Source organism: Mucilaginibacter paludis DSM 18603 (genome assembly GCF_000166195.2).
In the GTDB taxonomy this organism is placed as follows: Bacteria; Bacteroidota; Bacteroidia; order Sphingobacteriales; family Sphingobacteriaceae; genus Mucilaginibacter; species Mucilaginibacter paludis.
Genome location: NZ_CM001403.1, coordinates 7294063 through 7317740 on the forward strand (window position 1 = coordinate 7294063; position 23678 = coordinate 7317740).

General features: G+C 43.6%; 23 protein-coding genes. 13 read left to right on the forward strand and 10 right to left on the reverse strand.

What is annotated here, in order from left to right; translation table 11 throughout:
* Window positions 1–23: 23 nt before the first annotated feature.
* Both clpB and MUCPA_RS30995 read right to left on the reverse strand, forming a co-directional pair.
* Window positions 24–2636, reverse strand: a complete 2613-nt coding sequence (gene clpB, locus MUCPA_RS30985; protein WP_008511920.1) for an ATP-dependent chaperone ClpB — start codon at window positions 2634–2636, stop codon at window positions 24–26.
* Window positions 2637–3057: 421 nt separating this feature from the next.
* The gene (locus MUCPA_RS30995) at window positions 3058–4260 is read right to left on the reverse strand and encodes a proline dehydrogenase family protein (RefSeq protein ID WP_008511923.1); all 1203 of its coding nucleotides are present in this window, start codon (window positions 4258–4260) and stop codon (window positions 3058–3060) included.
* A 68-nt stretch (window positions 4261–4328) separates the two neighbouring features.
* Here MUCPA_RS30995 and MUCPA_RS31000 point away from each other — a divergent pair, with 68 nt between their 5' ends.
* The 5 genes from MUCPA_RS31000 (at window position 4329) to MUCPA_RS31015 (ending at window position 8146) form a co-directional block, all read left to right on the forward strand.
* Window positions 4329–4535 carry an RNA-binding S4 domain-containing protein gene (locus MUCPA_RS31000; protein WP_008511925.1) on the forward strand — a complete coding sequence of 69 codons (207 nt, stop codon included), beginning with the start codon at window positions 4329–4331 and terminating at the stop codon, window positions 4533–4535.
* Between the two features lies 1 nt (window position 4536).
* Window positions 4537–5610: a 3-dehydroquinate synthase gene (gene aroB / locus MUCPA_RS31005; protein ID WP_008511927.1), complete on the forward strand. Its 1074-nt coding sequence runs from the start codon at window positions 4537–4539 to the stop codon at window positions 5608–5610.
* Entirely contained in the window at window positions 5597–6508 is a 912-nt protein-coding gene (locus tag MUCPA_RS31010) for a sterol desaturase family protein (protein WP_008511929.1), read from the forward strand. Before aroB ends, MUCPA_RS31010 begins: the two co-directional genes overlap by 14 nt.
* Before the next feature lie 226 nt (window positions 6509–6734).
* Window positions 6735–6866, forward strand: a complete 132-nt coding sequence (locus MUCPA_RS39355) for a hypothetical protein (protein WP_008511930.1) — start codon at window positions 6735–6737, stop codon at window positions 6864–6866.
* A 266-nt stretch (window positions 6867–7132) separates the two neighbouring features.
* Window positions 7133–8146: a glycoside hydrolase family protein gene (locus MUCPA_RS31015; RefSeq protein ID WP_008511932.1), complete on the forward strand. Its 1014-nt coding sequence runs from the start codon at window positions 7133–7135 to the stop codon at window positions 8144–8146.
* 125 nt (window positions 8147–8271) lie between these two features.
* On the opposite strand, the gene MUCPA_RS31020 is transcribed toward MUCPA_RS31015, so the two are convergent.
* Window positions 8272–8814, reverse strand: a complete 543-nt coding sequence (locus tag MUCPA_RS31020; RefSeq protein ID WP_008511933.1) for a hypothetical protein — start codon at window positions 8812–8814, stop codon at window positions 8272–8274.
* Window positions 8815–8940: 126 nt separating this feature from the next.
* Between MUCPA_RS31020 and MUCPA_RS31025 the strand changes: the two genes are divergently transcribed.
* Window positions 8941–10278 carry a flavin monoamine oxidase family protein gene (locus tag MUCPA_RS31025; protein WP_008511935.1) on the forward strand — a complete coding sequence of 446 codons (1338 nt, stop codon included), beginning with the start codon at window positions 8941–8943 and terminating at the stop codon, window positions 10276–10278.
* A gap of 116 nt (window positions 10279–10394) precedes the next feature.
* Here MUCPA_RS31025 and MUCPA_RS31030 read toward each other — a convergent pair whose 3' ends face one another.
* Entirely contained in the window at window positions 10395–10904 is a 510-nt protein-coding gene (locus tag MUCPA_RS31030) for a DUF3347 domain-containing protein (protein ID WP_040626711.1), read from the reverse strand.
* 264 nt (window positions 10905–11168) lie between these two features.
* Here MUCPA_RS31030 and MUCPA_RS31035 point away from each other — a divergent pair, with 264 nt between their 5' ends.
* Window positions 11169–11501, forward strand: coding sequence for a YnfA family protein (locus MUCPA_RS31035; RefSeq protein WP_008511938.1), 333 nt, complete (start codon window positions 11169–11171; stop codon window positions 11499–11501).
* 8 nt (window positions 11502–11509) lie between these two features.
* On the opposite strand, the gene MUCPA_RS31040 is transcribed toward MUCPA_RS31035, so the two are convergent.
* The gene (locus MUCPA_RS31040) at window positions 11510–14113 is read right to left on the reverse strand and encodes a PAS domain-containing sensor histidine kinase (RefSeq protein WP_008511940.1); all 2604 of its coding nucleotides are present in this window, start codon (window positions 14111–14113) and stop codon (window positions 11510–11512) included.
* 275 nt (window positions 14114–14388) lie between these two features.
* On the opposite strand from MUCPA_RS31040, the gene MUCPA_RS31045 reads away from it, so the two are divergent.
* Both MUCPA_RS31045 and MUCPA_RS31050 read left to right on the forward strand, forming a co-directional pair.
* On the forward strand, window positions 14389–15096 hold the full coding sequence (locus MUCPA_RS31045) for a cytochrome b/b6 domain-containing protein (protein ID WP_157544017.1): 708 nt from the start codon (window positions 14389–14391) through the stop codon (window positions 15094–15096).
* Window positions 15077–15871, forward strand: a complete 795-nt coding sequence (locus MUCPA_RS31050; protein WP_008511946.1) for a molybdopterin-dependent oxidoreductase — start codon at window positions 15077–15079, stop codon at window positions 15869–15871. Before MUCPA_RS31045 ends, MUCPA_RS31050 begins: the two co-directional genes overlap by 20 nt.
* Window positions 15872–16399: 528 nt before the next feature.
* On the opposite strand, the gene MUCPA_RS31055 is transcribed toward MUCPA_RS31050, so the two are convergent.
* Window positions 16400–17557, reverse strand: coding sequence for an MFS transporter (locus MUCPA_RS31055; RefSeq protein WP_008511948.1), 1158 nt, complete (start codon window positions 17555–17557; stop codon window positions 16400–16402).
* Between the two features lie 12 nt (window positions 17558–17569).
* Entirely contained in the window at window positions 17570–18238 is a 669-nt protein-coding gene (locus tag MUCPA_RS31060; protein WP_040628468.1) for an HAD family hydrolase, read from the reverse strand.
* 314 nt (window positions 18239–18552) lie between these two features.
* On the opposite strand from MUCPA_RS31060, the gene MUCPA_RS31065 reads away from it, so the two are divergent.
* Together MUCPA_RS31065 and MUCPA_RS31070 are read left to right on the forward strand one after the other, a co-directional pair.
* Window positions 18553–19074: a helix-turn-helix domain-containing protein gene (locus MUCPA_RS31065; protein ID WP_008506063.1), complete on the forward strand. Its 522-nt coding sequence runs from the start codon at window positions 18553–18555 to the stop codon at window positions 19072–19074.
* Window positions 18996–19895 carry an IS3 family transposase gene (locus MUCPA_RS31070; protein ID WP_157544057.1) on the forward strand — a complete coding sequence of 300 codons (900 nt, stop codon included), beginning with the start codon at window positions 18996–18998 and terminating at the stop codon, window positions 19893–19895. Before MUCPA_RS31065 ends, MUCPA_RS31070 begins: the two co-directional genes overlap by 79 nt.
* 78 nt (window positions 19896–19973) lie before the next feature.
* On the opposite strand, the gene MUCPA_RS31075 is transcribed toward MUCPA_RS31070, so the two are convergent.
* Both MUCPA_RS31075 and MUCPA_RS39360 read right to left on the reverse strand, forming a co-directional pair.
* The gene (locus tag MUCPA_RS31075; RefSeq protein WP_008511953.1) at window positions 19974–20405 is read right to left on the reverse strand and encodes an Hsp20/alpha crystallin family protein; all 432 of its coding nucleotides are present in this window, start codon (window positions 20403–20405) and stop codon (window positions 19974–19976) included.
* A 148-nt stretch (window positions 20406–20553) separates the two neighbouring features.
* Window positions 20554–20676 (reverse strand): hypothetical protein, encoded by a 123-nt coding sequence (locus MUCPA_RS39360; protein WP_008511955.1) that lies wholly within the window; start codon window positions 20674–20676, stop codon window positions 20554–20556.
* 54 nt (window positions 20677–20730) lie between these two features.
* Here MUCPA_RS39360 and MUCPA_RS31080 point away from each other — a divergent pair, with 54 nt between their 5' ends.
* Window positions 20731–21705, forward strand: a complete 975-nt coding sequence (locus MUCPA_RS31080) for a TPM domain-containing protein (protein WP_008511957.1) — start codon at window positions 20731–20733, stop codon at window positions 21703–21705.
* 7 nt (window positions 21706–21712) lie between these two features.
* Here the strand turns inward: MUCPA_RS31080 and MUCPA_RS31085 are convergent, their stop codons facing one another.
* A complete protein-coding gene (locus MUCPA_RS31085) occupies window positions 21713–21982 on the reverse strand; it encodes a hypothetical protein (RefSeq protein ID WP_008511959.1) in 270 nt (89 codons plus the stop codon).
* A gap of 281 nt (window positions 21983–22263) precedes the next feature.
* Here MUCPA_RS31085 and MUCPA_RS31090 point away from each other — a divergent pair, with 281 nt between their 5' ends.
* Window positions 22264–23664, forward strand: a complete 1401-nt coding sequence (locus MUCPA_RS31090) for an ATP-binding protein (protein WP_008511962.1) — start codon at window positions 22264–22266, stop codon at window positions 23662–23664.
* Window positions 23665–23678 lie beyond the last annotated feature (14 nt).

Genomic DNA, 23678 nt, shown 5'->3' on the forward strand with positions numbered 1-23678 from the left:
ATGATATGCTTGCTTATGTTGCCTTACGCAACCGGGGCATCGGCTTTTTCGTTTAAAAATACAAATTGGTTATCAAAGGTATCCAGTTTTATTTTACTGTCTTTATCAACCTTGCCTGCCAGTATCTGCTTGGATAGCTCGTTCAGTATTTTTTTCTGTATAACACGCTTTAAAGGCCTTGCGCCATATTGCGGATCATAACCTAACTGGGCAAGCCAATCCAAAGCTTCCTCGCTGGCATCGAGCGTGATGCCCATTTCGGCCAGGGTTTGTTGCAGGTGCTTAAATTGCAGTTTAACAATATCACTAATCTCATCGCGGCTAAGCGGTGTAAACATAATGATCTCGTCTATCCGGTTTAAAAATTCGGGGCGGATAGTTTTGCGCAACAATTCAAACAGCTCGTTTTTTGTTTTGGCAATCACCTCGTCGCGGTTAATCTCTTCATATCCCTGGAAATTTTCCTGGATGATATGCGATCCGATATTGGAGGTCATGATGATGATGGTGTTTTTAAAATTCACCACGCGGCCCTTGTTATCCGTTAAACGGCCATCATCCAAAACCTGTAGCAAAATGTTGAATACATCAGGATGCGCCTTTTCAATCTCATCAAGCAAAACAACACTGTATGGTTTGCGCCTAACAGCCTCGGTTAATTGCCCGCCTTCATCGTAACCTACATAACCCGGAGGCGCGCCTACCAAACGGGATACCGCATGGCGCTCCTGGTATTCCGACATATCTATCCGCACCAGCGCACTTTCGTCGTTAAACAGGTATTCTGCCAGAGCTTTTGCTAACTCAGTTTTACCAACCCCGGTAGTACCCAAAAATATAAATGAGCCTATGGGTTTGCGTTTATCCTGCAAACCGGCACGGCTGCGGCGTATGGCATCGCTTATGGCCTCAATGGCTTCTTCCTGCCCGGCAACCCGTTTATGCAGTTCGTCTTCCAGGTGCAGCAGCTTTTCGCGCTCGCTTTGTATCATTTTAGAAACCGGTATGCCTGTCCACCGGGCTACAACACCTGCAATATCCTCGGCGGTAACTTCCTCTTTAAGCATGCGGGTATCATCCTTGTTTTCAAGCAGGGCTTTCTTCAATTTTTCAACCTCTTCCTGGGTTTCGCGGATGCGGCCGTAGCGCAATTCAGCTACTTTGCCATAATCTCCAGCGCGTTCCGCTTGCTCGGCTTCCAGCTTATAGTTTTCTATCTGTTCAATTTTACTGTTGATATTGTCTACAGCGTCTTTTTCCCCCTGCCATTTGGCACGGAGCGAATCGCGTTCGGAGGACAGATTGGCAATTTCTTCGCTCAGATCTTTTACCTTTTTATCATTATGCTCGCGTTTAATGGCTTCGCGCTCAATTTCAAGCTGCATAATGCGGCGTTCCAACTCGTCTACTACTTCTGGTACCGAATCCATTTCAATCCGTAATTTTGAAGCCGCTTCGTCCATCAGGTCGATAGCCTTATCGGGTAAAAACCGGTCGGATATATAGCGTTGAGACATCTCTACCGAAGCAATGATCGCCTCGTCCAGTATCCTCACCTTATGATGCGATTCATATTTTTCCTTCAGCCCACGCAAAATAGATATAGCATCCTGGGTATCGGGTTCGTCAACCATCACCTTTTGGAAACGGCGTTCCAGGGCTTTATCTTTCTCAAAATATTTTTGATACTCGTTTAATGTGGTAGCACCTATGGCTCTTAACTCGCCACGGGCCAAGGCCGGTTTTAAAATATTGGCCGCATCCATTGCCCCTTCGCCACCACCGGCGCCAACCAGGGTATGTATCTCGTCAATAAACAGGATGATATCGCCTTCGGCATTGATAACTTCTTTCACTACAGCCTTTAAACGTTCTTCAAACTCACCCTTGTATTTAGCCCCGGCAATTAACGCGCCCATATCCAGCGAGTAAACTGTTTTAGACTTTAAGTTTTCGGGTACGTCGCCTTTGATAATCCTGAAGGCAATCCCTTCGGCAATGGCAGTTTTACCAACGCCAGGCTCACCAACTAAAATAGGATTGTTTTTGGTACGGCGGGACAGGATCTGGATCACCCGCCTGATCTCGTCATCACGGCCAATAACCGGATCGAGCTTGCCCGACTCGGCATACTCGTTTAAGTTTCTGGCATATTTATTTAACGCGTTGTAAGTGGCTTCGGCATTTTGGTCGGTTACTTTATTGCTTCCGCGCAGGTCAACAATAGCCTTTTTTAAATCTTTTTCATTAACGCCCATATCCTTGAGCAGCCTTGATGGTTTATCGTTGGCGGCCAAAATACCGAGCAGCAAATGCTCAACAGACACAAAATCATCTTTAAACTCTTTTAGATAGCCTTGTGCCTTTTGCAATGCCGAATTGGCACCCGATGAAAGGTAAACCTCGCTGCCACTAACTTTAGGGAAGGTAGCTATCTGCTGATCTAATGATTCGTTTAGTCGGTTAATATTTACGTTGAGCTTTTTTAATAAAAAGCTGATCACATTTTCGTCAACAAGTAGCAGCCCCTTGAGCAGGTGGGCGGTTTCAATTGCCTGTTGCTGGTTGCCCACGGCAATTTCGGAAGCCTTTTGTACAGCCTCCTGTGCTTTGATGGTAAAGTTGTTGAAATTCATAGTGATTAGGGTTAATCAAATCCACTGCCATCTCCCGCCATCAGTAAAAAAGTCAGTCTAAACCGGCCATAAATGACTAATCGTCAATTCATTATTTTGTTTTAAGCCAAATAGGCATGCTACAGCCCAAACTTGCAGGCGCAGATGCGGGATACTGATGTATTTAAAACCAGTATCCTGCAAAATGTGTTTCAAAATTTGGCTGAATGATGCACCTGCCTGTAGCAGAGAAATATTTTTGATGTTACTTACACAGGTATGGTGCAGCATAAGGAATTAGCCGCATATGCCAGCAGAAATGAAATTTAAAGCGTATCCGTTGCGGCTAACATGATTAACCTCAGGCAATCGGGCCGCTTTTTAACTGAATGTGAGATAGAAGCGGAAAACTTATTTAATTCCCTGATTAAGCTATTCCTCATCAAATTCCTCTTCTTTTCTTCTCCCTGGTAATCAAGCCCAACTCGCGGCTCATTTGCCCTGCAATAGCGGTGTTTTCTTCTGCCCGGCGGAATAGATAGGGGAGTACTGCTTTTACAGGGCCGTAGGGTACATATTTGGCTACATTGTATTGCGTATCGGCCAAGTTAAAGCTTAAGTTATCGCTCATGCCTAACAGTTGCGAAAAGTATACATGCGGGTGGTTATGGTTCACCTGGTATTCATCAAGCAAATTGGCCAGCAGGCGGCAGCTATCCTCGTTATGGGTACCGGCAACAATAGCAATTTTGCTAATATGTGCTATACAAAACTTTAAAGCCTCGTTATAATCGGCATCGGTGGCTTGTTTGGTTGGCTGTATGGGCGATGTGTAACCATTTTCTGCCGCGCGTTTACGTTCTTTTTCCATATAAGCCCCGCGTACCAGTTTGGCACCTAAATAAAAACCTTCGGCTTGGGCAATTTCATAATCGTGCTGCAAGGATGACACCTTATCGTGGCGGTATAATTGATAAGTATTATAAATGAGCGCTTTTTCGCGATTAAAAGTACGCATCATATCCAGGGCAAGGCCGTCTATGGTGTTTTGTATCCAGCTTTCCTCGGCATCAATCATTACCGGGATGTTTAGATCATAAGCCTTTTGGCATATTGCCTTAACCCGGGCTTTTACCTTCGTCCATTCCTGTTGTTCGGTTTCGTTGAGCGCTTGTTTAGCATCGAGCTTTTCAAGCAAGGCAAAACGCCCAACTCCTGTTACTTTAAAAACGGTTAATGGTATCGCTTTATCGCCGTTGGCGCGGTTAATGGTGCGGATAATTTCCTGGCAGGTTTCGTCAAAAACAGCTTCTTCGTCTTCCCCCTCAATCGAATAATCGAGTATGGTGCCCACGCCACCCTTATTTAAATTGGCAATGGTAGCATCGCATCCCGCAATAGTTTCGCCTCCGCAAAACTGTTTAAATATTGTAGCTCGGATAATTCCTTTAACAGGTAAACCGATATTCAACGCGAAATTGGTAATAGGAGGGCCTATTTTTACCAAAAAGTTAACGTTGATCATCCTGAAAAGCCACCACGCCCGTTTCAGGTCGGCATTGGAAGTTTGCCTGAAAGCAACTTCGGTATTTTCAAAAGAAAGTTGTTTCCCCACACGGGGAACTGGATTGTTATGGGTCAGCATGCTGCAAATTTATAAAATGCGTTTTTATATCACTCATTATTCAACGAATAGTTTATTTTTGCCACTCCATGATTGAATTTATACTAACCGGAGATTATATCCAGATGATACAACTGCTCAAGGCCACAAACCTGGTGCAAACAGGCGGCGAAGCCCAGATAGTTGTAAGCCAGGGCGAAGTGAAATACAATGGCACCGTTGATACCCGTAAGCGATTAAAGGTTAAACAAGGCGATTTAGTAGAATTTCGTGGCCATCAAATTTTAGTGAAATAAAATGAACCAGATACAGAGCATTAATTATCCTATTTATTTTAATAGCGTAACAACACACCTCAATAACTTTATCAACGAAGGTAAGTACTCCCGTTTTTTTATTCTGACTGACGAGCATACCAGTACGCACTGCCTGCCTTATATCCGCGAAAAATTAAACAACCGCGACGATTTCGACCTGATAGAAATTAACGCCGGCGAAGAAAGCAAAACCATTGATTTTTGTATCGGGATATGGAAAATGCTGATTGATTTTGATGCCGATCGTAGTAGCTTGTTGATTAATTTAGGTGGCGGCGTGGTAACCGATCTGGGTGGCTTTGCGGCATCTACCTTTAAACGTGGTATCGATTTTATACATATCCCCACTACATTGCTTTCCCAGGTGGATGCTTCTGTAGGCGGCAAAACAGGTATCGATATTGATAACCTGAAAAATATCATAGGTACGTTTACTCAACCCAAGGCGGTTTTTATTGAGCATGCCTTTTTAAGTACTTTGCCTGCAAGGCAGGTGAAATCGGGCATGGCCGAGATGTTGAAGCACGGTTTGATAGCCGATGCCTCTTATTGGAACGTCTTGAAAATTAGCGACCTGGAAAACCCAACTGATCAGCTAATCTACCAATCGGTTGTTATCAAAAATAAAGTAGTTACCGAAGATCCTTCTGAACGTGGTATACGTAAAATTTTAAACTTTGGCCATACCATCGGGCACGCGCTTGAAAGTTATTCGCTGGATAACGACAGTAACCCCTTAACCCACGGCGAAGCCATAGCGGCCGGTATGATATGCGAGGCTTATCTTTCGCACTTAAAGGCCGGTTTACCTGCCGGTGATATGCAGGAAATTGTTGACACCTTGCTTGGCGTTTACGGCAAATATCCTATTCATGAATCGTGCTATACGGCATTGAACGCCATCATGAAAAAAGATAAGAAGAACCAGGGTGGGAAAATAAATTGCTCCTTACTGACAAAAATTGGCGAATGCCGTATTGATAACATCTGCACTGATGACGAACTTTGCGATAGTTTGAAATATTACGCTTCGTTACAATATGCCCAGGTTTGAACTGAAAGATAAGGCCGCTATCTGCTTATTTATACTGCTGATTGTTTTAACGCTTGTTGAAATGATTTTCAGCTACGTTCAAAACCGTAAGTACTACCAAAAACGCGATACTTTAAATAACCTTTACCTTACAGGTTTGGCTTTTGGCCTCAATTTATTGGTCAAGGGGTTTACCTTTTTTGTACTACAGTTTTTTTGGCAGTTCCGTTTATTTGAAATTAAAAACGTGTTTGCGTATTGGTTTGTGCTCATCGTAGTTCAGGATTTTTTGTACTGGGTGCTACATTATACGGGCCATTACTGCCGCCTGTTTTGGGCCATGCACGTAACGCACCATTCATCCGAGGAGTTTAATTTTACGGTTGGCTTCCGGTCTACCGTGTTTGAGCCGCTGTATAGAGTGTTTTTTTATTTGCCGCTTGCGCTGATGGGTTTTAGCGCCATCGATATTTTATACGCCTATCTGCTCACGCAGCTATACGGTAATATGGTGCACACCCGGTATAAAATTAACCTGCCGCGCTGGTATGGCTACATCTTTGTAACCCCTTCGCAACATAGCGTTCACCATGCCTCCAATATCCCGTATCTTGATAAAAATATGGGGATGGTACTTAGTATATGGGACAGGATGTTCGGCACTTTTAGAGACGAAGACCTGGACGAACCCACCCGATATGGCATTACCAAGCAGCCGGAAGATATGGGGCCAGTCAACATTGTTTTCCATGAGTGGAGGGCGCTTATAGCGGATATGAGTAAAGCCCCCGGCTTGGCTAACAAATTGAAATACCTGTTTAATCCGCCCGGCTGGAGCCATGATGGCAGCACCAAAACAGCACGGGTTTTACAGCGCGAAATTTTAGCTAACAAAACTGCTGAGGGGCCAGAGTTATAGCTGGGTAGGTTAAAAGAAGTTAATTTATAAAATTATCAGCAACACAGCCATCGTATAGACTCTTTAGACAGGTGTTTAAATTGCCAAAGTCTGCTTTGGTTGAGGTGGATAACTTAAATTAACTCGCCCACAAGGATAAGGATGTTGCCCAACAAGCGAGGGTCGCCATCTACCTGATGAAGTTTCAATGGCAAATCACTTTAGAGAGTAATTCAATGCTTAAACAATGGCAGTCACCACCGACCATATCAAGGCACTCAGTAAAAATAAAAAAGCGAACAGCGTTCCAGATACATTCTTCATCACGGGTATTTTTATAGAGTTTAACAATTCAATTAATTACTCTTTTAAGCATTAAACAATAACCATTCCTAAAAGTCAATTCTGCACAAGTAAAAAAAAAGTGACAATGTGCCAATGCGGAAATTTTCAAATGTGTAAATGTGCAAATGGGGCTTCCCCCCTCCCGAAAACCGATAGAGCTTCAGTACTTCAAGTTTGTACAGCTTAAAATTTAAAGTATTCAAATTTACACATTAGCATATTTAAAATTTGCACATTTACCCATCAGCATATTTGCACATTAAAACATTTACATAACTCATTATTTACAATTATAACCGCATGTCCTACTTCAAGCATACAATAGCGATCCTTTTACTCATCGGTCTTCTGCCGCTTCATTCATCGGCTCAAAGCCAAACCGTTGGCAAACTTGCGCCAAAACCGCTATTTGTCGATCCTGTTTACGATGGAGCGGCAGATCCGGTGATCGTCTGGAATAAAAAAGTAAAAAAATGGTGGATGTTTTATACCAACCGCCGCGCCAGCGATCAGAGCGCGGTTGGAGTTACCTGGGTACATGGTACGCGGATAGGCATAGCAGAATCTGTAGATGGTGCTACCTGGAAATATAAAGATACGGCTAATATTAATTACAGGCCCACACCCGAATATACTCATTGGGCGCCCGAAGTTATAGAATATCAGGGTTTGTATCATATGTACCTCACGTATGTTCCCGGTATTTTTACCGATTGGCATCATCCCCGCAACATTATCCATTTAACCAGCACCGATTTGCTGAATTGGAAATACCAATCAACCCTTAAGCTGGCTTCGGATAAAGTGATAGACCCTTGCGTTTATAAACTGCCCGATGGTACATGGCGCATGTGGTATAATAACGAAGACGACCATAAATCGATCTATTATGCCGACAGTCCTGATCTGGATAACTGGACAGATAAAGGCAAGGCTGTACATGATATGCCCGGTGAAGGTCCGGTAGTATTTAAATGGAAAGACCGCACCTGGATGATTGTTGACAACTGGAAAGGCCTGGGTGTATACTCAAGCAGTGACTTGCTCGACTGGAAACGGCAGGAAGAACGTTTGGTAGAATTGCCCGGAACCGGAAAGGACGACCAGGCTATTGGAGGCCATGCCGATGTGATTGTTAACCAGGGCAAGGCTTACTTGTTTTACTTTACGCATCCCGGCAGGGCAAAGGCCAACCCTGCGCCACCCAATACATTACAAGCGCGGCGCAGCGTAATACAAATGGCCGAGTTAAAGTATGTTGATGGTAAAATAACCTGCGATAGAAATGAGCCCGTTTATATCAACCTGAAGTAAGCTTGAACATAGTAGCGCAAAGAGTATCAGGCTAACAGGTATTACCAACGCTAAGCTAATAAAAAAGCATTCTTAAATGGATAATCATTTAAGAGTGCTTTTTACTTTATTCATGTCAAAGCGGTTTAAATGGTAAGTAATACCGTATAAAACACGTGGTATAACTCTTTTAAAGTGGGAATATCGGTAATGCCATCTTCTATATTAAGTTCTAAAAAGGCTTGTTTTTCGTCACTGTCTTCAATATCGTGCAGGTGTATGCCGAAATCAAAATCCGTTAGGCTGGTAAAAACCTCTCTTACTTTAGGGTCAACAAAAAGCGTTTTTACTTTTTCCTCGTCATTGGTTTTAATCACCAGGTGATGGTCAAGTTCCGGGTATCCTATTTCTACATCCTGCATGCCAAAAAACTTGCCTATTTCGTCTGTAAAGTGTTCTTCGTGTACGGCAAATTTAAAATTATGGTTTGCTACAGGTGCGCTATAACTCGTGGTGGCATAGCCGCCTTCAAAGCCTCCGCCAAGGTCAATGTCTATGTCAAGCATAACGTGCTTATCGTCTTGCTCTATCATTGCGCGGTATTCTAAAGTATCGTCGTTAATATCGGTGGCAATTTGTTGCCAAATTTCGTCTTCGGTTGTGCCGATATATGCTTTATCTATTTCCATAGCGATTTGATTTTGGGTTTGATTAATTAACGGTTAAGCGGATGGTTATGTTTTAAATTGACAGAATAATATATATCCTGTTAACAATAATTGGTTTGTTTTGTATAAGGATAATTAAACGGAATAATGCAACAAACGGATATACTAATTATAGGCGCAGGCGCTGCGGGCTTAATGGCAGCGATGCATTTGGCAAAGGCTGGAAAAAAAGTGACGGTTCTGGAAGCCCGCGACAGAACCGGCGGACGCATCCATACGGTTGTTGATGATGTGTTTATTGATGGTGCCGAGTTGGGCGCCGAGTTTATACATGGCAAGCTCCCTGTTACGCTGCATTTGTTAAAAGAGGCTGGCATAGGGGCAACAAATGCCGCCGGTGATATGTGGCGTTACAACGATGGCAGTTTTAAAAAGGCCGAACAGTTTATACCTGATTATGAACTGCTGATACAAAAGCTGAATGCCTTGACGGAGGATATAACGCTTGATAATTTTTTAGATACGCATTTAACGGAAGCAAGATATGCCGAAACCAGGGACATGCTACGCAGTTTTGCTTCCGGTTACGATACCGCCGACGCAGCCAGGTTCAGCACTTTTGCGATGCGCCGGGAGCTACAGAGTGAAGACGAAGAACATCAATACCGTGTAACAGGGGGATATTCGGTCATGATAGCTTACCTGGAGCAGCAGATTATTAAGGCAGGTGGCGTTATCCATTTATCAACTATAGTTAAACAAATACAATGGCAGCCAGGCAAAGTTATTGCTGTGGATGATGCCGGGCTTCAATACTCGGCACAGCAAGTGGTAATTGCATTGCCCCTTGGTGTATTGCAGGCTGGCAAGCATGAGCGGGCTGCCCTCAGCTTTGTACCGCAGATCCCCGAAAGGGAACAAGCCATCTTGGAAATGGGTATGGGAGCGGTTATTAAAGTACTGTTGCAGTTTAATGATATATTTTGGGAAAGGCAGGCGCTTGAAAAGGGTGCCGATGCCAGTGTGAAAAATATGATATATCTGTTTAGCGGCCAGGCCATCCCTACGTGGTGGACACAAACTCCTGATGCCATCCCGATGTTAACCGGTTGGATAGGAGGGCCGCCAGCCATGGCCCTTAAGGATGCCACAGATGATGAGGTTTTGCAACTGGCTTTACTTTCCTTGTCTGAAATTTATAGCATGCCTGTATCCACCCTGAATGAAAAACTAACGGGCCATAAAATAATGAACTGGACGGCCGACGATTTTACGAGAGGATCATACAGCTACGCTACCATTGCCACCGGAAAATCGCGCAGGCTGTTAGCCGAGCCCTTCAACAACACCATTTATTTTGCAGGCGAAGCATTGTACGACGGTGCTGAAATGGGCACTGTAGAAGCTGCGCTGGCAAGTGGTAAGGCCGTGGCGGGGCTGATACTAAGCAGTGTAAAGTCAATAGTACTTAGTCCGGAGTCTTGAGTCAAATTCGGAATTCCTGATTGATTATTAATAAATTAGCTCAGCGATAATAGACATTTTATCGTTGACACGATACTGATGCCGGTAAGTAGCGAGCCCCTATTCAATAACGAAGCTTATGGATTTGCCTTCAGTGTTTCTTTAGTTTGCCCGCACTCAAGCATCTCTTTGCCATAGTAAGGGTTTTTAATAGCCATTGTTTCGCTTAGCCAGCTTGCTTTTTTCATGGGGCAATACTGCTGGTAAATTACCTGTTTATTAGCTTTAAGGGCTTTAACAACGGTAAACATGTTTTTAGATAAACTTGTAAAATGTTCCCGCTGATGATCTATCTTTTGAGATTCGCTGATGTGGTCGCCGTCAAATCTTAATTTTTCGCTGTAGGCCAACCAGGTGGTTTTTTGTTTGGCATCCAGTTTACCGGCGTTTACCGCTTTAAGGGCGGCGGTAAATTCCGTTGCTTTTTGATTTGCTAACTTACTATTATCCGTTGCAAGGGCGTTTTTAATATCCAGGTATGATGCCAGCACCTGGTTCAAACCTGCATTGGCCGTGCCGTTTTGTGCATTGGCATGATAAGTACCCATCAGGATAAGGGCAATAATAAGATATTTTACTTTTTTCATCGGCTTGAAATTGAATAGCAAAGATAACTGTTGCATTTAAAATTAATTATATATTTTAGCAAGGCTGCGCCACCAGTTAAATATAAGAAAGGGCTGATGGGCAAAGGGATTGATGGATGATTTTGCCATCGGCCGGCATAAATACCTTGTTTTTAATTGTTGGCAACAGGGCGGGCCTGCATTGCACTTATGGTTGGGCTTAACACTTTCATCCGCATACGTGGAATCGATCAGCACATTAAAACATAAATACCATATAATAACATGAACATCATCAAATCGTTATCGCTTTTTATAGTAGCGGGCTTGCTGGAGATTGGCGGCGGTTACCTGGTTTGGTTATGGCTTAAACAAGATAAACCTTTGTGGTACGGTATTGTTGGCTGTGTTACCCTGGCTCTATACGGTGTTGCCGCAACCCTGCAAACCGCTAACTTTGGCCGCGTTTACGCGGCATACGGCGGTATATTTATTGCCATGGCTTTGTTATGGGCCTGGAAAGTAGATGGTTTTAAGCCCGATAAATACGATATTATTGGAGCACTGGTAGCCTTAATGGGCGCCGGTATTATTATCTACATGCCTCGCGGTAAATAATCCAAACTTTAAACCCGTGCCTTAATGGGCAGCGAAAAACAAAACTTCGATCCTTTACCCTCAACGCTATCCACCCATATTTTTCCACCTTCGCGTTTAATAATTTCCGAGGATATGTACAGGCCTAAGCCCAGGCCCGGAAAGGTGTGTTCCTTGTCGCCGCTTACGCGATAAAACTGTTCAAAAACTTTGTCAATTTTATCCTGCGCTATGCCTATACCAAAATCCTGAACGGAAACCTGTACTTCATTGTTTTCAATTGCGGTTCGGATGATGATCTCGTCCGAATCAGGCGAGTATTTAATGGCGTTGGTAATGAGGTTGATCAAAACTTGTCCTACACGGTCCTTATCCGAATAGATTTCCGTATCAGCATTAAAATCTTCAATCAGCGTATGTTTGGCGGTAGTGCGCTGCAAATCTTCAACTACTTCTTGCATCATCTGGTTAAAGTTAAACCAGGTTTGATGGAACTGCAACCTGCCCGAAGTGATTTTGGTAACATCAAGCAGGTCTTCAATCAACATGGTAAGGCGGTTTATCTGTACGTTCATTTTGGATATCATGCCCGCTTCTTTTAAGTCGCCCTTTTTGCGCATCATACTTTCCAGCAGTTGGGTATATGCTTTAATACTGGTTACCGGGGTTTTTAACTCATGGCTGGCAATGCCTATAAAATCATCCTTTTGCCTTTGCAGTTGCTTAAGCTCGGTAATATCAACACATGCGCCAATATAGCCTGTAAATGCGCCATGGGTATTGTATTGAGGGTTGCCGGTACAGATGATATAGCGTAACTGACCATCCGTGCTTTTGATCCTGAACTGGCTTTCATGGAATTTGTGCCGTTCAAAATCGCTTGTCAGCTTGTTAGCCGCCGTCGTCCTGTCCTCCTCAACCACGGCCTTGAGCCAGCCTGCGCCCAATTGTTCGGCTAAACTATATCCCGTCCAATTGATCCAGACTTCGTTAACGTAGGTAATCTGGCTGTTTATATCCGTCATCCATAAGGCTGCTGGCGAAGCGATGGTGATCTTTCTAAAAAGTTCCTCGCTTTGGGCAAGAGCCTGCTGTGCTGCTTTTTCGGCCCGCATATCCCTGGTAACCGATGCAAAACCTATTGGTTCTCCCGTCGCAGGGTCGTTTACGGTGAAGGCGTTTAACCAGGCGGGTATTGCTTCGCCGGTTTTAAAATGCCTGCATTGTATTTCACCGGCCCATGCCCCGTTTTTCAGCATGTTAGGGCGCACTTCCTTGCCCAGCAAATGCGTTGCGTCTGGCATAAAATAACCAAGTGCTTTTTTATAACATTCTTCAATATTATCGGCCCCTATTAATTGCTGCCCCGCTTTATTAATGTAAGTTACATTACCTTCCAGGTCGGTAACAACAATCATGTCGGCGCTGTTTTCTACAACGGTTATCAAATTCTGCTGTTCTTTTTTTAAAGCTATCTCGTTACGCAAATCTCTTACCACGGTAGCTCTGCCCAATGGCTCTTCGGTTAGCGGATCCTTAATTAACAAGGTGTTTACATGCCCCGGAATAGGCTGCCCCGTTACTGCGTGCCTATACAAAAGCTCGCCGCTCCAGCGTCCGTTTTTTAACATCGCGGGCAAAATTACCTGGTTAATTTTGTCCACTTCGGTTGGCATCAGATAGTGATGTGCGTCTTGCAGCGCGTCTTCCATGTTATTAAAGCCCATCATTTGCCGCCCGGCGGTATTAAGATAGGTGAGCTTACCATCCCAGGTAGACAGGCTGATAAAATCAGAACTGTTTTCAATCAGGAAAAGTAACTTTTGTTGTTCATCGCGGGTATTTATTTCCGGAGTAATGTCAATCACGGTACCTGCAAAACGATAGGCTTTGTTATTGTCATCAAAATAAGCGCGTCCTTTGCATCGCACCCATCTCAATTTATAGCCTACAGTGCGATAAGTTACGTCATAATTTTCCTTCACCTGCGGATTGATGGCATTCATCACAGCGATATCCACCCGGGCGATATCATCGGGGTGCATATGGCTTAATAGATCTTCATATCGAACCAGTCCATCCTTCGGAAAGCCGAAAAGCTCTTTGCAGCGATTGTCGCAGGTTACGCTGTTATTGATCAGATCAAGGTCCCAGGTACCCATCCCGGCGGCGTCGAGGGCAAAATTAGTGCGCGTTTCGGCCTCTTCAAGTTGTTTGCGCATCAATACCAGGTCGGTAACGTCGGTGCCGGTATTTAAAATGCCCCATATTTTGCCCTCTGCCGTTTTTAAAGGCTTAAAAGCAAAATTAAAGTAATATCTTCTTAGTTCGCCGTTAACCATCAGGTAGCAAACGTCTTCTTTGGCGTGGTAAGGTATGCCGGTGGTGTATACATCATCCAGCAATTTAAAAAAGGGCTGACCCTCCAGTTCAGGCAGGGCCTCTCTGTAAGTTTTACCAATTACGGATTCATCCTTACCCCATATTTTTAAAATGGTATCGTTAACCACGCTGATTACCATTTCGCGACCCACATATAAACCAACAGGCAGGGGCGATTCTTCAATTAGTGTACGGAAAATATTTTCGCTATAGGTGTTAAACTCTTCTGAACCGGTATTATTTATTCTCATTTGCTATAAAGGTGTTCAACGATAAAATATTATTGCGCAGGATAAAAACTATTAACTGCAAAACCAGTATTTTGTTATTTGGTTTTATAGAATACACCTCATTACCTATTTGCTATCCCAATTAAAGCCGGATGGGTCATGGTTTAAGTTAGGATAGCGGCGCTGTGTTAGGATAGTGGAGTTGACCGGGGCAGACGCGATTTTTTTAACCGGCTATAAATGATATCTGCATAAAAGATCGTAATTTCGGGAGTATAAATAACCGCCAAGGTATCTTGAAAAAAATTAAAGAAAAACATTCTCTTGCCATGCGTTGGTTTCACTGGGTTAATTTCCCGGTGCTGATGGTGATGATATGGAGCGGTATATTAATTTACTGGGCCAGCGATACTTACAAAATATCGATAGGCGGCAACGAGCTATTTCATTTTTTTCCGGAGAGCTTTTATAAATATTTCCATATAACGCACCGGCTTTCAGAGGGTATGGCCTTTCACTTTTTGTTTATGTGGTTTTTTGCCGTTAACGGTATTTTATATGTAACCTATACGCTCATCTCGGGCGAATGGCGCGATCTTGTTCCTCAAAAGCATTCTTTTAAGGAAGCCTGGCTGGTGTTGCTCCACGATCTTCATATCCGTAAAAGTGCACCTGCACAGGGTAAATATAACGCAGCGCAACGCATTGCCTACACCGCTATTATTTTAATGGGCTTAGGCTCCTTGTTAACCGGGCTGGCTATTTATAAACCCGTGCAGTTTGCTTGGCTTTGCTTTTTGTGCGGCGGTTACCATTTTGCCCGTATTATACATTTTGCGTTAACCATAGGCTACTGTTTGTTTTTTGTGATCCATATTGTACAGGTAATATTAGCGGGATGGGCAAACTTTAGCTCGGCAGTAACCGGCTTTGAGGTTGTAAACGAAGACAAACCCGGGGATACAAACCCTAATTTAGTTACAAATGATGGATCAGCCAGCTAACCAGCCTGAAGATACACGTGCAGAAATGCCGGTGGATAAGCAAATAAAAAGGCGCAGTTTTATAGCCTTTGGAACGTTTATTTTATTGCAGGCGGCGGCCTTAACCGGCTGGAAGCTGCTTTATAATGCCGAGCTGGAAACAACAGGCATTACCGCCAGAACGCGCAAGCCATTGCGAAGGGCTTTAAACCAAACCGAGTTGTTTTTTAGGCGGCTATTCAGTAATAATCACCTGGTTAAAACCTATCCTAAAGAGATGGCGGCAAAAAAGGTGCGCGTGAATAGTGATATTGGCCTTACCGGCGATTTTAACATAGCTGATTGGAAACTCAATATAAACCGGGCGCCCGGCGATGTACTGAGCATTAGTCTTAAAGAGTTGCAGGCCCTGCCTAAAACTGAACTGGTTTTTGATTTTAAATGCGTTGAGGGCTGGGACCAGATACAGCATTGGGCGGGCGTAAAATTTAGTGATTTTGTGGCGCATTACCAGTTGGATAAGCAAGCCGAGATGGAATATGTGGGTATGGCTACGCCTGATAAAAAATATTACGTGGGCCTGGACACGGCCAGCGCGATGCACCCCCAAACCATATTGGCATACGAGATGAATGATGAACCTTTGTTGCCCCAACATGGCGCACCCTTGAGGCTGATTATCCCGGTGAAATATGGCATTAAAAATCTGAAACGGATATCAACTATTACCTTTAGCAATACCCGCCCACCCGATTACTGGGCCGAACAAGGGTATGATTATTATTCGGGTTTGTAGCGTTGTGGCTGAGCTAAACCCGGCCCGGCGTGCAATCTGGCCTTTGCCCGCTTTTCCTATCTGCGCTTGGCAATTTATCAGGCGCAAACGTCATTCCTATTTTTTCCCGGTTGGCTGTGCTCGTTACTTATAGTAGTGTTCTGTTAAGTTATTGATTTCAATACCAAATTCCTCTCCATCGTGTCATCCCGACGAGAGGAGGGACCTTTTGCGTGCGATAAGTATGCATCATATTAAGTGCGCTGACTATCATTGTGCTATCTTTGCTTTTATAATCAGTATTCTTAATTTACGACATCGGCCCGCTCAAACGCCGCGGGAAGGGCTTTGTTCTTTTTGTCTTGACACAAAAAGAACCAAAAAAGTCAAGACTGCCCGATCCTTCCACCCACAGGCCAAACCCGGCCCGGCGTGCAGTCGGGGCCTTTGCGCACTTTTTTATCTGCACTTGATCATCTAAGAGGTTCAAATGTCATCCCCTTTTTCCCCGGTTGGCTGGATCGCTTACTCAGCAAAACTTAAAATCTGTCAGAGCTTCGCCTTGGTTGAAAAGATAACCACACAGGCGCCCATGGCAGCTAAAAACATAAACGAAACCCGAAGCGTAAAAGCTCCGGCCAGGAAACCGATAACAGGTGGCCCAATTAAAAAACCAACAAAGCTGATGGTTGATACCGCAGCTATGGCTGCCCCCGGCAGCATGGTTTTTGATTTGCCCGCAGCGCTGTAAACCATCGGCACTACTGATGATATACCGGCTCCCACCAGCATAAAACCGATAATGGCCGTAAGCATAGTGGGGAATGTAACTGCCACCAGCAGGCCCAGTGTGCTTAGTGCCCCGCTAACCTGCAAGGTACGTTTTAGGCCAAACCGGGCCGAAAAGCTATCGGCCACAAACCGGCCCATAGCCATGGTACACATGCAGGCGGTGTAGCCTGCTGCTATCCAGGCTTTTTCTGCCAGAACAATTTTTTTAAAATAAATAACGCTCCAGTCAAACATGGCGCCTTCCACAATCATTGAACAGAAGGCGATAAGGCCCAAGGTAACCAGCGATTGATCGGGTAGTACAAAAGCAGGGCCACTGCTGGCGGGGCTATGATCATTATGGAGGTAATGCCAGCTGATACCTACAGTGATGATCGTAATGATGGCTATCAGTATAAAATGATACAATGGTAAAATGTTAATCCCTATCATCAACGTGCCTATGCCTGCGCCAATAAAGCCGGCCAGGCTCCACACGCCGTGGAAGGATGCCATTATAGGTTTAACATACAAACCTTCGGTAGCTACGGCCTGGGTATTAACGGCTATATTGGTTGCGTTACTGGCTAAGCCGAATATTACCAGGCAGCCCACCAATTGGTAAACCTGCGTTGCCGCGCCAAGGGTAATTAAAGCCAGGCCGTAGGTGCTTAATGCTGCTGCCAGTAGTTTACGGCTGCCTATTTTGGTTACCAACCATCCCGACAAGGGCAACGATAACATCAGACCCACCGGCAAAGCAAACAATACGCCACCCAATGCTGCGTCTGACAGGGATAGTTTTTGCTGAATGGTGGCAATGCGCGATGCCCAACTGGCAAAGCACAACCCGGCCATAAAAAACATAGCGGCTACAGCGAGCCTGACTACTTTGGGCGAATGGTTTAACTGGGCTGATGTAATTTCGGTATTCATTTAGTGTAATAACTATTTGGCAAGCAGCTCACTGATCAGGTCAATGCCAATATGGGTAAAATCGGGTATCACGGCATCGGCTAACCCGGAAAGCTCTTCTTGGGTATGCGTAGTACTGATGCCGATCACCTTCATACCTGCGTTTTTGGCCGATTGGATGCCAGAGAAAGAATCCTCAAAAACACAGCAATCAACAGGCGGTATGCCTAATTTGGCCGCTGTTTTTAAATAGATTTGCGGATGAGGTTTGGAATGCTGTACCTGCGACGAATCTGTAATTACAGTAAAGTAGGATGTAGCTCCGGCCATATCCAAAACGATAGCTACGCTTTCTGCTGGCGATGAGGTGGCGATAGCTACTGGTATTTGATGGGCTATCAGCAATTCAACAAAATTTTTAAAGCCGGGTACAATCAAACCGTCTTCCCGGTAACGTGATCTTACTAATCCCTCTATCTGTTTTTGGTAGCCCAGCATTTCATCTGTGCTAATTGGCTTATTAAAAACCAGGTTAAGCGTATCTGTCGAGATCCGGCCAAAAACATAGTGGTTTAACTGTTCGTCGGTAAGATCAATATCGTACATCCGGAAAAACTCTTTCCAGGCTTTGGTTATCAATGGGTTACTATCGATAATTACACCATCCATATCAAATATTACCGCGAATGGTTTATCAGTCATTATTAATTGTTTGATTAATACACTATTGTATTTTGCAACAAAAGTAACCTTATATTGTAAGTTTTGCATTTTTGCTGGTGCATTTTTGCAATGGTATGATTGCCGTTTGGCGCAATATTGCCAGGAATACTTCGCTTTGCCGGCGGGGGCATCGAATGTATATTGCTACGCGGGTATGGAAATTGCTACGTTATTTTGCCGTTATGAGGTACTTGAAATGTGCGATATGACAAGGTTAACTTCCAAAAAAAAGGCTGCTATCCCAATGAAGTGAACCCCAAAAGTTAGACAAAAACTTTTGGGGTTTATTATTTATGTCAAAGCACACATTTGAAGAGAAACTTGATGTAGTTTCTCAAGTAAGAAAGGGAAAGCCGATTCTACGGATATCCCGCGAACGCCATATCCGTGAAGGCATGATATTGGAATGGGTTCGGAAATATGATCTTTATGGCGAAAGTGGGCTGCTCAAACAACCTAACGTCAAGCCCACGCCTGATTTCAAAGAAGAAGTTGTAAGGCTTGTCATAGGAAAAAAAGTACCTTTAAATCAGGTTGTTCTGGAATATAGATTAAGCAAGACTGCTTTAGAGCGCTGGGTAAGATCAGTACGGGTTGAGGGATATGCAGTACTATACCAGCAAAAGAATCCTGGACGACCACCTAAATGCATGGGAAGATCAAAGAAGCTTGAACCTGAAACAGAAGTAGAGAAGCTCCAGGCGGAAAATAGCCGTTTGCGGGCGGAGAACGCACTATTAAAAAAAGTCACGGCCTTAGTCAAGGAAAAAGAAGCCCGCGAACGCATGAGTGGGCAAAAGCCATCGAAGAACTAAGGCCCGAACATGATGTTTCAATTCTATTGGATTGCAAACAGATGGCTCGTTCTGTATTTTATTATCATCGCAAGCGCCTAAATGATGATAAATACAAGCATGAAAAAGAAGAGATCGCAAGTATATACCACTTGCATAAAGGCAGATATGGTTATCGGCGGGTCACCGCCGAAATGAAGAACCGGGGTTATAGCATAAATCACAAGACTGTCCAAAAATTGATGGGAACATTAGGCCTAAAATGCAATATCAGGAAAGTAAGTTATCGCTCATACAAAGGTGAGGTTGGTAAAATTGCCCCTAATGTACTTGAAAGGGATTTTGAGGCAAATCTGCCTAATCAGAAATGGGCTACGGATGTCACTCAGATGAACATTAAAGGGGAGAAGATCTATTTATCTCCTATAATTGACATGTTCAACGGGGAAGTCATTTCTTATAGTATTTCAAAATCTCCAAATATGCAGATGATAGATGAAATGTTATATGAGGCTTTTGATAAAGTGAAAGATATAAGGGGACTTATTTTTCACTCTGACCAAGGGTGGCAATATCAACATTATGGATATAGAAAGGCTTTGGAAAAACATGGAATTATTCAAAGCATGTCCAGAAAGGGAAACTGCTTGGATAATGCCTTGGCCGAAAGCTTCTTTGGGATCTTAAAGACAGAATTACTGTACAAACAGAGCTTTGAAACTGCGGAAGAATTTATAACTTCGTTAAAAGAATACATTCATTACTATAACAATGAAAGAATAAAAAACAGGTTAAATGGAAAGAGCCCGGTGGAATACCGAGCTCTCGTACAAAAAACTTAATTTTGTAAACTGTCCAACTTTTTGGGGTCACACCACCAATAGCAGCCTTTTCTTTTTTGAAAGATTAAAATGTGACTCTTATTTGAGCTCGATTTGACGGCTCACCGATTTTGCTTCTTCTTTTTTGGCTACATCAATTTTCAGGATTCCGTCTTGATAGGTAGCTTCGATGTTAGCGTGATCGGCAAGTTCGGGTAAGGTGAACGACCTGACGAACGAAGTATAGGAATATTCCCGTTTGTTATACTTACGGTCGTTGTTTTCGGTTTGCTGTTCTACCGAAATATTCAGCAGGTTATCATCAACACTGATTTTGAAATCTTGCTTTTTTAAACCGGGCGCTGCCAATTCGATATGATAATGATCTGCCGATTCGCTGATGTTGACGGCTGGCACGCGGGTAACCAGTCGGTCATTAAAAAAAGTATCGTTAAAAATAGATTCAAATACGTCGTTAAAGCCTGGCAATAACGCGTTGTTGGTGTTGTTTTTAAATTTAACCAATGTCATGGCCTTTTCTCCTTTAAATTGTTTTTTAAAAAATAAATGATCATTAATTCATTAAACTTCCGGACGCATGTCCGCTTAAACCTTAACAATCCCAATGCCAAAGCGCTAATGCTGACTTTAGCAACAGTAAAGGTGAAAAAGCGGCAGCTCACGTATGCTTTTTTTTCTGCACCAGTGTCAAATTTTCAGTATCATGCGTATCTGGTAACGCCCCCAAAATAGGCGTGGCAGCATATTGCCAGCGCTTATAATAAGTATTTTTATTGCCCATGCTTTATTTAGCAATTAAATGCTATTTTAACTGCGTTAAACTAAAGCCTCTACCATGACGAAAAAACTGTTATTTTTTCTGCTCGCGCTTACTTTCAACACAGCCTGGGCGCAAATACCCAAGCCGCAAAAAAACAGCTATGTTGATGATTTTGCGCATGTATTAAGTAAAGCAGATGTTGATGACCTGAACGATAAGATAGCCGAAATGGACAAAGCATTGGGCGTGCAAATGGCCATTGTTTTGGTAGAAAAAATTCCGGATGGGTATACTATCAAAAGTTTTTCGACGGCAATAGGTCAGGAATGGCAAGTAGGAGATAACCAGAGTGGTTTAGTATATGTTGCAGCCATTAAACAACACCAGCAACGTATTGAGGTAGCACGCAATTTGGATTCTGTTTTTACCAGCGAAAAGTGCGCCGCTATTTTGGATGCCATGAAGCCTTGGTTTAAAAACAAGAATTATGCTGGTGGCCTGGAACTATTGGTAGGGCAAATAGCAGATGGATATAATTCCCCAGCGCCAGTAACCGTCACTTCGCCCGCTAAAATTGTTCAGCAACCTCAACCACAAACTCCGCCAGAAGGAAGGGAAGACTGGCCGGTCACTATATTAGTGTTATTATTCCTTTTGGCGGTTGGAATAGGCATCTTTAAGCTTTTTGCTGCCGTGATCAAGAATCAGAGAAACTCGGGCAATTCCCGCCCGTCAATGCCTGGGTACACAGGCCGCCCTGTTAACCGCTCGTATGGCCATAGCTCAAGCGCAGGAAGCTTTATTGCAGGGGCCGCGGTTGGTGCCGCTACTGCTTATGCCGCAAGCAAAATGCAGGACAATTTATCTGATAATTCTGATTCAGACGATTCATCGTCATACGCGGATAATAGTGATGATGACGATGATAGCAGGTCTGGCAGTAGCTGGGGATCATCCGACGATAGCGGTAGCAGTAACGACAGCTCATCATACGACAGCGGCTTTTCCGACAGCGGCTCGTCCGATAGCGGCGCTACTTCGGATTGGTAAACACTTTTTAAAATTCAGTTAAACAATTTATTCTGTCTGTCAGCATGGCCAAACCATCCTGGTCGCATTTTTTACGCAACTCAGCTAAAAACGAAACAGCGTAATATTTGCTCACCAGTCTTTTGTTAAGCAGTTCAATATCCTGGTAAAAGCTATCCAATAAAGCCCATTCGTGGGCCTCAAATAAGTTCAGCTTTGATTTTTGCTCACGTCTCGTAAAGCCGTCAATATCGCCCTTATAGTTATCAAATAGCTTGATTTTTTCGGTAGTTATCATGGTGATGTTTTTAATGTACGAAGCTTTGGCAATATAAAAAAGTATTTTATCTGTTTATCCTGAATAGTTTAAAACCTTATCCTCCGGTATGCATCGTCGGCTAACAGTTTCATGAAACTGCCATGCTCAAATTAAATTGGTTTGGTGGCTTGCCTTTGCTTCTGTAGCATTTTTTTATTCACTCAGTCAATACTTTAAATCAGTTACCTCATTTCCAATCAAAGCAGGCCACAAACTTGTTCATATTTCTCTTATATTTATTTGCACTAATTTTTGCACCCATGATTAAGGTTACTACCAGTTGGCTACAAACGATAGATCTGCTTCAGGATGTTCCGGTCGTACAATTACAATGGCTTATTGATAACAGCAAGCACCATATCATTAAAGATGGTGATTTCCTCTTCAAAACCGATAGCCCTATTGATGCTACGCATTTTGTTGTTAGCGGCCGCATCAAATTATTCCTGGTAACCAATAACGAAACACGCCAGATCACTACCCTTGAGCCCAAGGCAATTGCCGGGTATCTTCCTTATTCGCGCGGTAAAATAGCGGTTGCTTATGCCGAAGCCAACGGCGATGTACAATTAATGAGCCTGCCCATCGAGAAAAGTAAAGAGCTTATAACCAATTACTTTGAGCTCACGCAATCGCTTGTACATGTAATGACTACCCGCGTACGCGATTTTACCGCTTTGCAGCAACAGAATGAAAAAATGATGGCGCTCGGCAAGCTTTCAGCAGGTTTGGCCCACGAGTTGAATAACCCGGCATCGGCAGTAGTACGCGGATCGGCATCGTTGAAACAGCATCTGCAACTGATACCCGACAGATTTAAAGATGTAATTTCTATCCGCATGAGCCCCGAAGAGGTAGACAAGGTTAACGACCTGATGTTTGCCGTATTGAATAAAACCGACAAGCCGGTGCTGACTATGATGCAGCGGAGCCAACAGGAAGATGATATGGTTGATTGGATGGAGCGATACGATGTGAAATGCAGCACGGATATTGCTGAAAATTTGGTAGACTATGGCTTTAAGCTCGCTGATCTGGATGCCTTTAAGGATCACATACCCGAGAGTTATATTTCGCCGGTATTTAACTGGATTAACAGCAACCTGGTGATTGAAAAAATGGTTGGCGATATTGAGGACGCCTCGAGGCGGATTGGCAAACTGGTTGACTCGGTGAAAACCTTTACACACATGGACCAGGGAAGTGATAAGCAATTTGCCGATATCCATAACGGCATCCGTAATACGCTTACCATGTTGCAATATAAAATCCGCAAAGGCAATATCGATCTTATTGAAAACTTTGACCTGGAGCTGCCGATGGTAAAAGCCATGATAGGCGAATTGAACCAGGTTTGGACCAACCTGATTGATAATGCTATTGATGCCATGGAAGTAAACGGCAAGGGAATACTGGAGATCAGGACCGAACGCGATGGAGCTTTTGTACAGGTGTCTATCATTGATAACGGTCCGGGTGTTCCCGAACAGATACGTACCCGCATATTTGAGCCGTTTTTTACCACCAAAGAGATTGGTAAGGGCACTGGCCTGGGGTTGGATGTGGTGATGCAAATTGTTAAACAGCACCATGGCGAAATCAAAGTAAAATCAACCCCGGGTAATACTGCATTTGTTGTTTGTTTCCCCATAAATGGATAAAACCGATTTTTAAA